17 protein-coding genes are annotated in these 13,963 nt (G+C 64.1%); 7 read left to right on the top strand and 10 right to left on the bottom strand.

Going from position 1 to position 13,963, the window contains the following annotated elements; all coding sequences use genetic code 11:
- Positions 1–38: 38 nt before the first annotated feature.
- Positions 39–2,177, top strand: coding sequence for a PBP1A family penicillin-binding protein (locus tag ACUXST_RS09155; protein WP_458389673.1), 2,139 nt, complete (start codon positions 39–41; stop codon positions 2,175–2,177).
- Here ACUXST_RS09155 and ACUXST_RS09150 read toward each other — a convergent pair.
- Positions 2,136–2,876: a M48 family metallopeptidase gene (locus ACUXST_RS09150; protein ID WP_458389672.1), complete on the bottom strand. Its 741-nt coding sequence runs from the start codon at positions 2,874–2,876 to the stop codon at positions 2,136–2,138. The two genes, ACUXST_RS09155 and ACUXST_RS09150, sit on opposite strands and share 42 nt — an antisense overlap.
- Entirely contained in the window at positions 2,833–3,273 is a 441-nt protein-coding gene (locus ACUXST_RS09145) for a YcgN family cysteine cluster protein (protein ID WP_458389671.1), read from the bottom strand. Before ACUXST_RS09145 ends, ACUXST_RS09150 begins: the two co-directional genes overlap by 44 nt.
- A gap of 63 nt (positions 3,274–3,336) precedes the next feature.
- On the opposite strand from ACUXST_RS09145, the gene ACUXST_RS09140 reads away from it, so the two are divergent.
- Positions 3,337–3,915, top strand: a complete 579-nt coding sequence (locus ACUXST_RS09140; protein WP_458389670.1) for an ankyrin repeat domain-containing protein — start codon at positions 3,337–3,339, stop codon at positions 3,913–3,915.
- On the opposite strand, the gene ACUXST_RS09135 is transcribed toward ACUXST_RS09140, so the two are convergent.
- The 8 genes from ACUXST_RS09135 to ACUXST_RS09100 form a co-directional block, all read right to left on the bottom strand.
- Positions 3,912–4,397 carry an MmcB family DNA repair protein gene (locus ACUXST_RS09135; RefSeq protein WP_458389669.1) on the bottom strand — a complete coding sequence of 162 codons (486 nt, stop codon included), beginning with the start codon at positions 4,395–4,397 and terminating at the stop codon, positions 3,912–3,914. The two genes, ACUXST_RS09140 and ACUXST_RS09135, sit on opposite strands and share 4 nt — an antisense overlap.
- A 101-nt stretch (positions 4,398–4,498) precedes the next feature.
- Positions 4,499–5,062, bottom strand: a complete 564-nt coding sequence (locus ACUXST_RS09130) for a cell wall hydrolase (RefSeq protein ID WP_458389668.1) — start codon at positions 5,060–5,062, stop codon at positions 4,499–4,501.
- Positions 5,063–5,340: 278 nt separating this feature from the next.
- On the bottom strand, positions 5,341–5,685 hold the full coding sequence (locus ACUXST_RS09125; protein WP_458389667.1) for a DUF1491 family protein: 345 nt from the start codon (positions 5,683–5,685) through the stop codon (positions 5,341–5,343).
- A 6-nt stretch (positions 5,686–5,691) separates the two neighbouring features.
- A complete protein-coding gene (locus ACUXST_RS09120) occupies positions 5,692–6,153 on the bottom strand; it encodes a PTS sugar transporter subunit IIA (RefSeq protein ID WP_458389666.1) in 462 nt (153 codons plus the stop codon).
- A gap of 56 nt (positions 6,154–6,209) precedes the next feature.
- Entirely contained in the window at positions 6,210–6,779 is a 570-nt protein-coding gene (gene hpf, locus ACUXST_RS09115) for a ribosome hibernation-promoting factor, HPF/YfiA family (protein ID WP_458389665.1), read from the bottom strand.
- Between the two features lie 53 nt (positions 6,780–6,832).
- Positions 6,833–7,531, bottom strand: a complete 699-nt coding sequence (gene dnaQ / locus ACUXST_RS09110; protein WP_458389664.1) for a DNA polymerase III subunit epsilon — start codon at positions 7,529–7,531, stop codon at positions 6,833–6,835.
- An 8-nt stretch (positions 7,532–7,539) separates the two neighbouring features.
- On the bottom strand, positions 7,540–8,133 hold the full coding sequence (gene coaE / locus ACUXST_RS09105; protein ID WP_458389663.1) for a dephospho-CoA kinase: 594 nt from the start codon (positions 8,131–8,133) through the stop codon (positions 7,540–7,542).
- Positions 8,130–8,711, bottom strand: a complete 582-nt coding sequence (locus tag ACUXST_RS09100) for a Maf family protein (RefSeq protein WP_458389662.1) — start codon at positions 8,709–8,711, stop codon at positions 8,130–8,132. Before ACUXST_RS09100 ends, coaE begins: the two co-directional genes overlap by 4 nt.
- Positions 8,712–9,010: 299 nt before the next feature.
- Between ACUXST_RS09100 and hemE the strand changes: the two genes are divergently transcribed.
- The 5 genes from hemE (at position 9,011) to mnmE (ending at position 13,947) form a co-directional block, all read left to right on the top strand.
- Positions 9,011–10,063, top strand: coding sequence for a uroporphyrinogen decarboxylase (gene hemE / locus ACUXST_RS09095; protein WP_458390037.1), 1,053 nt, complete (start codon positions 9,011–9,013; stop codon positions 10,061–10,063).
- Positions 10,063–10,515, top strand: a complete 453-nt coding sequence (locus ACUXST_RS09090) for a CopD family protein (protein WP_458389661.1) — start codon at positions 10,063–10,065, stop codon at positions 10,513–10,515. Before hemE ends, ACUXST_RS09090 begins: the two co-directional genes overlap by 1 nt.
- Before the next feature lie 220 nt (positions 10,516–10,735).
- Positions 10,736–11,992, top strand: coding sequence for a transcription termination factor Rho (gene rho, locus ACUXST_RS09085; RefSeq protein WP_458389660.1), 1,257 nt, complete (start codon positions 10,736–10,738; stop codon positions 11,990–11,992).
- Positions 11,993–12,006: 14 nt separating this feature from the next.
- Positions 12,007–12,651, top strand: a complete 645-nt coding sequence (locus tag ACUXST_RS09080; protein ID WP_458389659.1) for a YjbE family putative metal transport protein — start codon at positions 12,007–12,009, stop codon at positions 12,649–12,651.
- A gap of 12 nt (positions 12,652–12,663) precedes the next feature.
- A complete protein-coding gene (gene mnmE / locus ACUXST_RS09075) occupies positions 12,664–13,947 on the top strand; it encodes a tRNA uridine-5-carboxymethylaminomethyl(34) synthesis GTPase MnmE (protein WP_458389658.1) in 1,284 nt (427 codons plus the stop codon).
- Positions 13,948–13,963: the final 16 nt, after the last annotated feature.

The following is a 13,963-nucleotide window of genomic DNA, read 5'->3' as shown; positions in this document are numbered from 1 at the left end:
TTGTCGAGCGGCGGACTAGTTCCTATCCAGCTTGACGAATGGCCCGTACGCCCACCGCCAGCGCATCATCCGGGCGCTCGACTTTCATGACGACTATCAAGTGGCTGGCCTACTCGGCGCTGGTCGGCATTCTCGCGCTGATCGTCGCGGTCGCAGTCGCGACCTCCTACCTGCCGAGTTACTCCGAGCTGACCAAGCGGTCCGACCTCGGCCAGATGATCCGGGTGCGCGCCGCCAACGGGCAGGTGCTGGTGTCGATGGGCCCGAGCTTCGGGCAATGGTTGTCTTACGACCAAATCCCGCCGGAGATGCGGGCGGCGATGATCTCGACCGAAGACCGTCGATTTCGAAGTCACCTCGGCGTCGATCCCATCGGCATCGGCCGTGCGATCGTTTCCGCGGTCACCAAGGGTCATCGGGTCAGTGCGACCTCGACCATCACGCAGCAGCTCGCGCGCAACATCTTCCTGACGAACAACCGCAATTTCGGGCGCAAGATCAAGGAAGGAATCCTGGCGCTCGCGCTCGAGCGGAAGTTCAGCAAGGACCAGGTGCTCGAACTCTACCTGAACCGCGTCTATTTTGGCGGCGGCGCATACGGCATCGATGCCGCTTCACGCCGCTTCTTCGGACACGGCGCCGATCATCTGAGCCTTGGCGAAGCCGCGATCATCGCCGGGCTGGTGAAGGCACCGTCCAATTACTCGCCCACCGCCGATGTCGAGGCAGCGCGCTCACGCTCCGGCGTCGTCTTGCAAACGATGGCGAAGAACGGCTTCATCAGCGAGGCGGCGGCTGACGCTGTCGATCCCGCGCAGATCCGCATCCAGCCGACGACGAAACAGAACAGTGTCCGCTACTTCACCGACTGGGCGTTGCCGCAGCTCGACACCCTCATCGACCAGACGCAGGATCCGATCGACGTCTGGACGACGCTCGACACCGGCATGCAGGCTGCGGCCGATCGGGCGATTGCAGCCAATGCTCCCAAGGGCGCCCAGGGCGCTCTCGTTTCGCTCGACCGCGACGGCGCCGTGCGGGCCATGGTCGGCGGCAAGGACTACATCAACTCGATCTACAACCGCGCCACGCAGGCCACGCGCCAGCCGGGCTCCGCGTTCAAGCTGTTCGTTTACCTGACGGCGCTCGAATCGGGGATGAAGCCGACCGACACGATCGTCGATTCGCCCGTCACGATCGACGGCTGGACCCCACGCAACTCGACGCGGACCAACTTGGGCCAGGTCACGCTGCGGGAAGCATTCTCGCGATCGATCAACACCATCAGCGCGAAGATCGGCGCCCAGGTCGGGTTCAGCACCATCGCCGACATGGCGCGGCGCTTCGGAATCTCCACGCCGATCTCCACCTACCCGTCGATGGTGCTCGGGAGCAGCGACGTACGGCTGATCGAGATGACCCGCGCCTTCGCTGCCGTCGCCAACAAGGGGGTAGCCGTCAGCCCTTACGCGATCCGCAAGGTTGTCACCGCTGACGGTCGACTGCTCTACCAGCACGAATCTTCGGAGAATCGGGTGCTGGTCGCACCGTGGGTTGCTGCCGAGATGACCGATCTGCTGCAATCGGCCGTGCTGAGCGGGACCGGCCGTTCCGCCCAGATCGGCCGTCCGGTGGCCGGCAAGACCGGCACCACGACCTCGAACAAGGACGGCTGGTTTATCGGCTTCTCGAGCGGCCTTACCACGGGCGTGTGGATGGGCCGCGACGATGCCAAGCCGATCGCGGGGCTGCAGGGCGGTACTGCACCCGCGCGCGCCTTCCATGATTTCATGACCGTCGCTGTGGCGAACCGGCCGGCCGAGCCGTTCGAGACGCAAGTGCCGATGCCTGATTGGCAGCTGACGCCCGAAGAGGAGCTGTTCGGCGACCAGGCGCTCGATCAGAGCAGTGCAGGGCAGCCGCTCGTCGACGAGAATGGAGATCCGTTCCCGGCCGCGCCGGGCGACAATTCGGGGCCGCCGCCGATGATCCGCCCGGACGGCACCGGAGACCCAAGCCAGCAGGAACTCGACCAGGCGTTCCCACCGGCTCCGCAAGGACAGCCTGGCGTCCGTCAGCCCTATCAGCGCCAGCCACGTCCCGCTTATCCCGACCCGCAACAGCAGCAGGACGGGTCAGCGCCTCCGCCCGAACAGCCGGAGCCGAGGCCCTACTAGCCGCAGCTCGGCTTTCGCGCTGGCCAGGCCAGGACCGTACAGCTGGGCCTCGACGCGCTTGAAGTCAGGACTGTGATCCAGATGAACCAGATGGGCGACCTCGTGCGCCACGACGTACCGGCGCGCTGCGGGTGGGGCGAGAATCAGCCGCCAGCTCAAGCGGATCCGGCGCTCTGACGAGCAGCTGCCCCAGCGAGCGCCGGCATCCCCGACGCTAACGCTGCTGGGCCGCACCTGCGCCTTTTGCGCGTATTCAGCCACTTCGGCGCTCATGGTCTGCAGTGCGAGCTTCTTCAGATAGGTCTCGATGCGGCGCTCGAAGCCCCCTTCAGGGCCGCCGCAGCGCAGTTCGCCAGGCGCGAGTTGCGGAGTGCGGGGCGCGTCCGGATCCCAGATCAGCCGCACCTCCTCCCCTGCCACCGGGATGGTCGATCCGGCGACGAACGGCTGCGGCTGCTCAGCGCGCTTGATCTGGGCGTCGATCCAATCACGCTGATCGAGGGCCCACGCGACCGCCTTGCGGCGGCTCATCGACGCTGGACAAGTCAGCTTCAGGACGCCGCGGACCTCGTCATAGCGCAAACGCACGCGGCGGGCGGTGCGGAGTGGACGAATTTCGACGGGCACCGGCAGGTCGCCGGCTGTCACCAGCAGGTCAGAGCGGCCGATCGACGACATGCCATTCCAGTTCGCCGGCATCCTCTTCGCTGACCGTCCAGCCGCGCGTCGACTGGCCTGCCTCGTGTACGGTCTCGCGACTGCCGGAGATCAAATAGTGCCATTCACGAAGCGGCTCGCCCGCGGCGCGCAGGCGATAGGCGCAAGTCTCGGGAAGCCAGTCGAGCCCGTCGACCGACCTGCGGTCGAGCTTCACGCAATCGGCAACATGTTTCATGCGGTGCTTGTAGTCGAGGCAGCGGCCGTTGCGGCGGTCGAGCAGCTTGCAGGCGACGTTCGTCGCGTAGAGCAGGCCAGTTTCCTCGTCCTCGATCTTGTGAACGCAGCAGCGGCCGCAGCCGTCACACAGTGCTTCCCACTCGCCGCTGTTCAACGCGGCAAGCGGTTTTTCCCAGAAGCGCGGACCGGCAGCGTTCATGACAAGGCCACCCTTGCTCTGCTATCCAACGCCGATCAAGCGCGTACCGGTGGGGCTAAGTCCATGAAGTTTATGAAATTGGCATTGGCGGGCCTGTGCTTCGCGGCATCGACCACGGCCTCCGTCGCTCAGGACAACGGCACCAAGGGATCCGACTTCGTCAGCGCAGTGCGCAGCCGCGATACCGGGAAGGCCATGCAATTGTATCAGTCCGTCGGACGCCGGATCGTCGACGCCAAGGGTGCGAAAGGCGACACCGCCCTGATCGCGGCCATCAGCAACAACGACGAGGCGTTTACTGCCTTCCTGATCAACGGGGGCGCCGACCCGAATCTCGCCGGCCAGGACGGCGACACGCCTCTGATCGCGGCTGCCAAGTCGGGCTATGCGGAAGCCGTCGAGTGGCTGATCAGCGCTGGCGCCAAGGTCGACACGGCAAACCGGCGCGGCGAGACTCCACTGATCATCGCGGTGCAGCTACGCGAGCCGCGGATCGCCAAGGTCTTACTCAATCAAGGCGCCAACCCGGACCGGACAGATTCAGTCGCCGGTTTCTCGGCCCGCGACTATGCGAAGCGGGACAACCGCTCGCGCGAGATCCTGCAAATGATCGAGCAGAAGAAGCCGAAGGCAGGCGCCTAGCGGCCCTCGCCCAGCGTGGGGTCAATCTGGGCGGCAAGACGCCGTGCAGCCCTGCGCGCAAAGTGAAGCACCTCGGCCTTCCGGCGAGCGGCTGCCAGCGGCCGGTGCGCTGCATTGCGGGCGATGGCGGCATCGTAGCGGTCGGCGACGATGAGCCCCGCCTCGCCCGGCAGGTAGCGCTCTTCGTCCAGGATCGCTGCCAGGCTCGGTGGCACTGCCCAGTAGAAGCGATCGCAATATTCGAGGTAGTCGCGCCACTTGCAGTCTCCGACGAGGTCGGACTTCGCCACCTTTATCTCGACGATCGTCAGCCCGCCCTTGGGATCGATCGCCATGATGTCGGCGCGGCGGCCGTTCGGGAGTGGCACTTCGCAAATCGCGAACAGGTCATGTCGGCACAGCAGGCGCGTGACTCCGCGTGCGACCTCCGCGGCGATCGGCGGTGCATCGCGGAAGCAGGAAGAATCAAGCTGTGTGGCCACCGGCGCTCGATAGAACATCCGGAGAACACCGCCAATGCACTAGTATTATAGAAGTGAGCGGGACTGCCGTTCAGCAGTCCCGCTCGCCCCGCCGCTTCCGATTAGCGATAGAAGATGTGGTTGCCGATCGCGGCGACGCGCTTCAGGCGCCAGCTGGGCGAGACGTAACGCGCGTGGAAGAACAGGGCATTGCCGACCGCGGACTCCTTCAGGTGGCCGTCGACGATCTTGGCGATCGCCACGGCAGTCTGCCACTGGCGGCTCGAGTGCGAGACCGACGGGAGGGCGCGTCCGTGGATGAACGAGAACTGCCCGCGCTGGAACAGGACGCCGCAGTAAGACGGCGGGAAGCGGCCGCCCGAGGCAGCGCGATTGGCGATGACCTTGCCTACCGCCAACTGGCCGGCGAGCGGCTCGCTCTTCGCTTCGAAATAAACGCCGGTGGCGAGGCATTCGAGCTCGTGACTACCGGCATCTGCATCGCGCAGCTGCGCAACGACCTCGGAGAGATCGCCGGCTGGAGCAACCGCAGGAGTTGCGACGGGAGCAGCGTCTTGAACTGGAGAGATGGTCTCGGTGTCGCCGCCCGAAAGGGTGGGCTTGCCGTCGATGTCGAGAACTTCTGGAGTGGCAACCTGCGGCATGATCGCCTGCGTTGCTGCCACGGTTGGCTCGCTGGCCTCTCCGGCAATAGCGGGAGTTACAGAACTCGCGCACAAGGCAAGGCAAAGAAGTACCGACGATCGAATAGATACGAACATGAAAACCGCAAAACGTGCGGTGAATCACACTATTATAAGGCAGAATAGATAAGCGGAGTGCTTCCCGCTTGGCCCCTTTTAGTGATTCCCCGTCTCGCGTGGCATCCCGCCGGTTCTTTCCGGTCGGAGAATGCCCCCCGCTCTTGTTGTTGAGCAGGGTTTCACCGCGACGAACCGGATGGTCAACCCGAAGCGGTCGTTTCAGCGATGAACCGTTCGGGTGCCGCGATGTCCAGTTCGATCGCCCACAAATCTGGGTCGAACCGAGTTCGTCGCGCGAGGAAATCCCTAACGTCGGCGGAACTTGCCGATTCGGGCGGTCCACAGCGCTGCCAGGCGTAGCGACCGTCGAGGTTGAGCACGCGTTCCAGACACCCGAAATGGGCGCCTCGGCTGGTGATCAGAAGTAGCAGCGCTCCGCTGTGCGGGTCGCCCTTGCGCAAGAGAGTTGCAAAGTCTCCTTGGGCCTGGACGCGCCTCAGCAGGCCGGTCGCTTCGAGCTCCGCGGCGAGGCGGCCGTCGCTCATCCTCCTTCAGGCGGCGTCGCGCTCATCCGCCCCCATCAGCACCGCGGCGAGGGCGTCCCGGCTGTCGGCGCCGCGCATTTTCTCCAGCGTCGGAACGTTGCGAGTCACCCGACTGACCGCAGCTAGCGCCTTCAGGTGCTCGGCGCCGGCGTTAGTCGGCGAGAGGAGGAGGAAGACAAGGTCCACCGGCCGGCCGTCGATCGCCTTGTAATCGATCGGCTCCGCAAGGCGCGCAAACAGTCCATAAATCCTGCCGAGCGCCTCGATCTTACCGTGCGGAATAGCGACGCCCTGGCCGAAGCCTGTCGAGCCGAGCTGCTCGCGCTCGCTGAGGCTGGCCAGGATCTCCGCCGAATCGATACCGAGCCGCTGACCGGCAATGTTCGACAGCTGCTGCAGCAGCGACCGCTTGTTGCCGGAAAGCCTGGTATTAATTGCGTCGAAGTCGAGGAATTCGGACAGTTGCATTGAAATGCACTCTTGCTTGGCGAGCCCTCGAGCACGGACCGCTGAAATTGATGGTGTCAGTCGGTGTGCGGCTCAACCCAACCGATGTTCCCGTCTTCGCGGCGATAAATCATGTTGAACTCGCCAGTCGCCGAATTCCTGAACATCAGGGCGCCGGTGTTGCGCAGGTCCATGAGCATCACCGCGTCCGAGACGCTTGAGTCCGGTATGTCGACGCGCGTCTCGGCCACGATGGTGGGGGCATCGGCGACGTCGTCCTCGCTGGTGTCCGGTCCGCCCGAGAAGACGGTGTAGGCGGCGTTCTCGACATAGGCGGCAGTCTCGTCGGCCTTATGGTCCTTCAGTCGCCTCGTATAACGGCGAAGCTGTTTTTCGATCCGGTCGGCAGCACCATTGAAGGCGATCTGCGGCTCTCGCCCGCTATGGCTAGCCTTCAAGACGACGCCTTGCACGACCGGCGCGACGATGTCGCAGTGGAAATCATTGTTCGGCCCGGGGCTGAAGGTGACGTTCGCCCCGATCCCCCGCGAGAAATATTTTTCGCTGATCTCGGCGATGCGTGTTGCCGCAATCTCCCGCAACGATTCCCCTGTTTCGACCTGGTGACCCGAGACCCGAACGTCCACTTGTGCATGCTCCCGACTGGTGGCGGGCGCTTAGGACCGCCCTCGAAGACCCGTCAACCGAGCTCCGCGAAACGTGACCAGAGCGGATTGACGAGCTTCTCAATAAACGCTCGGTGGCGATTGAGTTCCTCGACCAAGGGTGCGTGCGGCCGCGGCTCACGACGTTCCCGCACCCGAACGGACGATGCCGAGGCGGCGACGTTGAGCGCCCCGGTGTCGGCAACCAGGCCAAGCCCGATCTGCCGTCCACCGGTCAGTTCGACATAGACCTGGGCCAGCAACTGGGCGTCCAGAAGTGCGCCGTGCTTCACGCGATGGCTGCGATCGATGCCGAAGCGCATGCACAAGGCATCAAGGCTGTGCTTGGCGCCGGGGTGACGGGAGCGGGCGAGCGTCAGCGTGTCGACCATCCGGCTCGTGCACACGCCGGTGCGCCCACACCGCTCGAACTCGTGATTGAGGAAGCCAAAGTCGAAGGTGGCGTTGTGGGCGACGAGGGGCGCGTCCTCGATGAAAGCGAGCAATTCCTCGGCAACTTCCGAAAAGCGCGGCTTGTCGGAAAGAAATATCGTGCTCAGCCCGTGCACGGCCTCCGCTTCCGCCGGCATTGGCCGCTCGGGGTTGAAATATGCGTGGAAGTGACGGCCCGTCTCGCAACGATTGACGATCTCGACGCAGCCAATCTCCACCATCCGGTCGCCGCCGGCCGGGCTCAGACCCGTCGTCTCGGTATCGAAAACGATTTCCCGCATGCGAGAATCTATCCTCCTCCCCCGAGCCCGAGGCAAGCGAGAACCTCCGCCACCTGGGCTTCGGTTGTGGATAGATCAGTGCCGGTGTCGACGACGAAATCCGCGCGGCGGCGCTTTTCCTCGTCGGGCGTCTGGCGGGTTAGAATCGCGTCGAGCCTGGCAGCCGTCATACCCGGGCGGTCGAGCACCCGCGCACGCTGAACAGCAGCCGGAGCAGACACGACGATCACCTTGTCGAACGCCTCCTCGCCACCGGTTTCGAACAGCAGCGGAATGTCGAACAGGAGCGCAGGACGGCCCTGGTTCCCAAGAATGAAGCGCGTACGGGCCGCATGAACCGCAGGATGGACAATCTCCTCCAGCGCTTCGAGCTCCTCCGGCCGTCCAAGGACGTGAGCCGCCAATGCCTCTCGATCGAGCACGGTGCCGGTAACAGTGCCCGGAAAGCGCTCGCCGATGGCTGCGATCAGCTGCGGATCGTTCGCCTGCATCCGCCGCACTTCCGCATCGGCATCGAACACCGGGATTCCCGCGCGTGCGAACATCTGGGCTACGGTCGACTTGCCCATGCCAATCGAACCGGTGAGTGCCAGCTTCGTCATGACGGAATTACTTCCCGCTCGCGGAGAGCGCCGAGCAAGGGCAGCAGCGGCATGCCCAGAATGGTGAAGTAATCGCCGCGTAACGAGGAGAAGAGCTGGACCCCGCGCGCCTCCATCCGGAATACGCCCACGCAATAACTCACCTCCGGCCACTCTTCGTCCAGATACTCGGAGATGAATGTGTCGCTGAGCGGACGGACGTGCAGTTCGGCAGTCTCGACGTACCGCCACTCCGCTGCGCCGCGGCGAGCGAGTGCGACCGCGCTCGTCAGCTGCATCGTCTTCCCGGAGAAATAGCGCAGGTGGTCGGTCGCTTGTGCACGATCGGCCGGCTTGTCGAACAGCCGCCCCTCGATGCTGAGGACACTGTCACTCCCGATCGCCCAGTCCTCGAGATTCCTAGAACTGACCGTCAGCGCCTTCGCGGCGGCAAGATCGCTTGCTACCTCTTCCGGCACGCTCAACCGAGCTTTGACAAGCGCCTCGTCGACGTCGGGCTTCACGACCCGATGTTCGATACCGGCACCCGCAAGCATCTGGTGACGGATCTGGCTTCCGGAGGCGAGGATCAGGGTCAATCGGACAACCTTGTGGAAAAAGCACTGCACAGACCTAGCGCGAAGATGGGGGAATGCCCAACGCGGCCATTTCCGGCCATTCGGTCGACCCTTGTTCATCCTTTTATCCACGGGGATGAATCTCGCCCCCAGCCTGTGAATCACGGGCGCAACTTGAAGCGACTCGCGACTCTTCGGAGACAGCGGCGCAACGGCACTTGTTGGCAAATGCGGGAGCGCTGCCTAAACCCCGCTGTCCCCTGCCCAATAACAACATCAATCTTCTTCTAATTATATATAAGAAAGAGAAGAGAGTGGCCTTGCAGCCTGACGACCGGTCGCCGGCTGGAGCCGAAAAGCCCTTGCTTGCCGTGCTCCGCGGGGAACGGCGCGACCCGGCACCCATGTGGCTGATGCGACAGGCCGGTCGCTATTTGCCTGAATACCGCGAGCTTCGGCGTGACAAGGGCAGTTTTCTCGATCTGGTCTACGACAGCGATGCGGCTGCCGATGTGACGCTCCAGCCGCTGCGCCGGTTTCCGAAGTTCGATGCGGCAATCCTGTTCTCGGACATTCTGATCGTGCCGTTCGCGATCGGCCAGAACCTGACTTTCGTCGCGGGCGAGGGGCCGCGCCTGACACCCCCTCTGGCTGCCGCCAGGCTGGACGACCTCAAAAGCTTCCCCGCGCGCCTCGACCCGATTTACGCGACGGTCGCGAAGGTGAAGGCGGCGCTCGATCCGGCAACCACGCTGATCGGGTTCGCCGGGGCGCCGTGGACCGTCGCGACGTACATGGTGGCGGGCCAGGGTAGCCGCGAGCAGGCGGAAGCGCGGCGACTTGCCTATGGCGACCGGCAAGCCTTCAGTGAGATCATCGAGCGGATCGAGGCAGTCACGATCGACTATCTCTGCGGTCAGGTCGAAGCGGGGGCAGAGGTGGTGCAGTTGTTCGACAGCTGGTCCGGCAGCCTCGCACCAGCCGAGTTCGAGCGATGGGTGATCGCTCCGACAGCACGGCTGGTGCAGCGGCTCCGCGGCCGCTTCCCGGACCTGCCGGTCATTGGTTTCCCCAAGGGCGCCGGCGGGAAGATCGCCGCTTACGCCCGCGAAACGGGCGTGAGCGCCGTCGGCCTGGACGAGACGGTGGACCCCGCGTGGGCCGATGGCGAGCTGCCGTCCGATCTTCCCGTCCAGGGCAATCTCGATCCGCTTGCATTGCTCGCCGGCGGCGAGACGCTTCGTTCCGCCGTCGCGCGCATGCTTGACGCGTTCGCTGCGCGGCCACACATCTTCAATCTAGGGCACGGAATCCTGCAGGACACGCCGATCGCACATGTCGAGGAGCTGGTTGCTCTGGTGAAGGGGGCTTAGTGGATCAGCTGACGGGCTTCCTCGGTGTCGCTTACCCTTGGGTGAAGGCGGCCCACGTGACCTTCGTCATTTTCTGGCTCGCCGGTCTCTTCCTGCTGCCGCGCCTCTACGTTTATCACCACGAGACGGCGGCTGGCTCGCCGGAGGACCGCGCCTGGATCGAACGCGAGGCGCGCGTGCGGTCGATCATTCTGACGCCGGCGATGGTGATCGTGTGGGTGCTCGGACTCATGCTGGCGTTCGACATCGGTGCGTTCAGCATGGGCTGGTTTCATGCCAAGTTCCTGCTCGTTATCCTGCTGAGTGGCTACCAGGGCTGGCTCGCCTTTTACGGAAAGAAGCTTTCGCGTGGCGAGCGGCCCTTGTCCAACCGCGCTCTTCGGATGCTCAACGAGGTGCCCGGCATCGCAGCGGCATTGATTGTCGTCCTGGTAATCGTGAAGCCCTTCTAGGCGGCGAGCGGCCCTCGCTTCTGGCGAACGATTCGTCGTTCGCTGCACCGCACCTGATTGACAGCGGCCCCGTCGAAACATACCTCCGACTCAAGACGGCTGTTCGGCCAGTTCTTCCCTTTGCCGGCGGCTGCTCACTCCAAGCGGTGTCCTGCCGCGCCCTTCCAGAGCTTCCCTGCCGACAATCCCAGGCCAGAAATCCCCAAGAAAAGACCATCACATGCACTTGAAAGATCTGAAAAAGAAAACCCCCGCCGAGCTCGTCGCCATGGCCGAGGAAATGGGCGTCGAAGGCGCATCGACCCTGCGCAAGCAGGACCTGATGTTCTCCGTCCTCAAGGTTCAGGCCGAGAATGGCGTCGAGATCATGGGTTCCGGCACCATCGAGGTGCTGAACGACGGCTTCGGTTTCCTGCGTTCGCCCGAGGCGAATTACCTCGCCGGTCCGGACGACATCTACGTCGCGCCGTCGATGGTGCGCCGCTTCGGCCTGCGCACTGGGGACACCGTCGAGGGCGAGATTCGCGGGCCCAAGGAGGGTGAGCGCTATTTCGCCCTGACTCGCGTCACCTCGATCAACTTCGACGAGCCCGACCAGGTTCGCCACCGCGTCAATTTCGACAATCTGACGCCGCTGTATCCCGACAAGAAGCTCCGCCTCGACACGCTCGATCCGACCATCAAGGACAAGTCGGCGCGGGTCATCGACATCGTCGCTCCGCTCGGCAAGGGGCAGCGCGCTCTAATCGTGGCGCCGCCGCGGACCGGCAAGACCGTGTTGCTGCAGAACATCGCGCGGGCGATTACCGACAACAATCCGGAAGTGTTCCTGATCGTCCTGCTGATTGACGAGCGTCCGGAAGAAGTCACCGACATGCAGCGCTCGGTGCAAGGCGAGGTGATCTCCTCGACGTTCGACGAGCCTGCGCAACGCCACGTCCAGGTTGCCGAGATGGTGATCGAAAAGGCCAAGCGACTGGTCGAGCACAAGAAGGATGTCGTGATCCTGCTCGACTCCATCACCCGTCTCGGCCGCGCCTACAACACGGTGGTGCCGAGCTCCGGCAAGGTGCTGACCGGGGGTGTGGACGCCAACGCGCTGCAGCGCCCGAAGCGCTTCTTCGGCGCCGCGCGCAACATCGAGGAAGGCGGTTCGCTGTCCATCATCGCGACCGCGCTGATCGACACCGGCTCCAAAATGGACGAGGTCATCTTCGAAGAGTTCAAGGGCACGGGTAACAGCGAGATCGTGCTCGATCGGAAGGTCTCAGACAAGCGCATCTTCCCGTCCCTGGACGTCGGCAAGTCCGGTACTCGCAAGGAAGAGCTGTTGGTCGAGCAGGCGATCCTCACCAAGATGTGGGTCCTGCGCCGCATCCTCATGCAGATGGGGACGGTCGACGCGATGCAGTTCCTTCTCGACAAGATGAAGGATGCGAAATCGAACGAGGACTTCTTCGCTTCGATGAACCAGTAGGCTAGGCGCCCGCCATGCCTGACGGGATTTTCAACTTCGCCGAGATTCTGACGCCGGTGGGGCTCGCCGTGCTCCTCCAGGTCATCCTGATCGACCTGACGATGGCGGGCGACAATGTCGTCATCATTGGAACACTGACGTCGGGGCTGCCGGCCCGCGATCGTCGCAAGGTCATCATGCTCGGCGTTGCGATCGCCGTCGTGTTCCTGATCGGCTTCGCGCTGATTGCCACCCAGCTGCTGAAGATCACCGGTCTGCTGCTTGCCGGTGGGCTGCTGCTCCTGTGGGTCGCCTACAACATGTTCCGCGAGCTGAAGCCGGGCAAGGTGGTCACGGCGGACGATCCCGAAACTTCCGCAGTCGAAGGCCCGCCGCCAAGCAAGACGTTCCTGCAGGCGGCCGTGCAGATCACGATCGCGGACCTGTCCATGAGCCTGGACAACGTCCTTGCGGTCGCAGCTGCGGCCCGGGAGCACCCCGCAGTGCTGTTCGTCGGTCTCGTCCTCTCGGTAACCTTCATGGGGGTCGCAGCGAGCTTCGTGGCGCGGCTGATCCACCGTTTCCCGCTGCTGGCTTGGGCGGGGCTGATCATGATCCTCTACGTTGCTCTCAAGATGATTTGGGAAGGCTGGCACGACGTCGCGCCGCTACTCGCTTAAGGGCTCACGCTCGTGAGCGGACAGGACACGATCTTCGCGCTGTCGAGCGGGCCGCCGCCCGCAGCAGTATCGATCATACGCATCAGCGGCCCTCGGGCACACGAAGCCGCTCGCCTCATCGCTGGAGAGTTGCCCCAGGTCCGGCTCGCTTCCGTTCGCGAGCTGCGGGACCCTGGATCGCGCGAAATGCTGGACGAAGCGCTCGTCCTTCGGTTCGATGCCCCTGCAAGCGCCACAGGTGAAGATGCGATCGAATTTCAGTGCCACGGCGGCCGGGCCGTCGTGAATGCGCTGCTGTCCGTACTCGGCAAGCTTGATGGGCTTCGCGCAGCGCAGTCGGGCGAGTTTACCCGCAGAGCCTTTGCAAACGGCCGGATCGACCTGACCGAAGCCGAGGGCCTGGCCGACCTGCTCGAAGCGGAGACGGAGAGCCAGCGGAAGGCTGCACTTGCGCTCGCCGAGGGCGGGCTGCGCCGCGAGGTTCAGGAGTGGCAGTCCCGACTGCTTCAGCTCTCCGCTGCGGCAGAGCGTGCGATCGATTATGATGAGGAAGACGAGGCGCTCGATCCCGAGCTGCTCCGGCAATGTGACGTCATGGCGGCTGAGCTGCGCGAATGGCTGGTGCGGCCGCCCATAGAGCGGCTGAAGGATGGCATACTGGTTGTGATCGCGGGACCGCCGAACGTCGGAAAATCCAGTCTTATCAACGCTATAGCGGGAGAAGAGCGGGCCATCGTCACCGATGTTCCCGGCACTACGCGCGATCACATCGAAGTGTCGGTCGCCATCGGTGGCGTTCCCATTCGGCTGACTGACACCGCGGGACTGCGCGAAACGGATGATGCCGTCGAGGCGATTGGCGTCGACCGCGCCAAGTCGCTGGCGGAAGCCGCCGATGTTCTGGTCTGGCTTGGCCAGCCGGATCACGCACCGGCACATCGGCGGTTGGTTTTGGTTCATTCAAGGGCGGATCTGTCTGGACGCCCTGCCGCGGCTGATGGGACGCTGCCCGTCTCCGCTCGCACAGGGAAAGGCATCGGCGAATTGCTCGACCGGGTTCTGCGATTGGCGCGCGAAGTGTTACCGAGCGAGGGGGCAATCGCAATCAACCGTCGCCAGGCGAGTTTGCTGGAGCTCGCCAGCGACGCGCTGTCGCGAGCCGCCCATACGGTCGACCTCCCAATGTTTGCCGAAGAATTACGGGCCGCCCGCAGCGCGTTCGATGGACTGACGGGTCGCTCGGGCGTCGAAGATCTCCTCGACACACTGTTCAGCAGGTTCTGCCTCGGCAAGTAGTTCCACGTGGAACAGT

The organism is Sphingomonas sp. F9_3S_D5_B_2, assembly GCF_054263715.1.
This window is presented reverse-complemented; position numbering and strand designations above follow the sequence as displayed.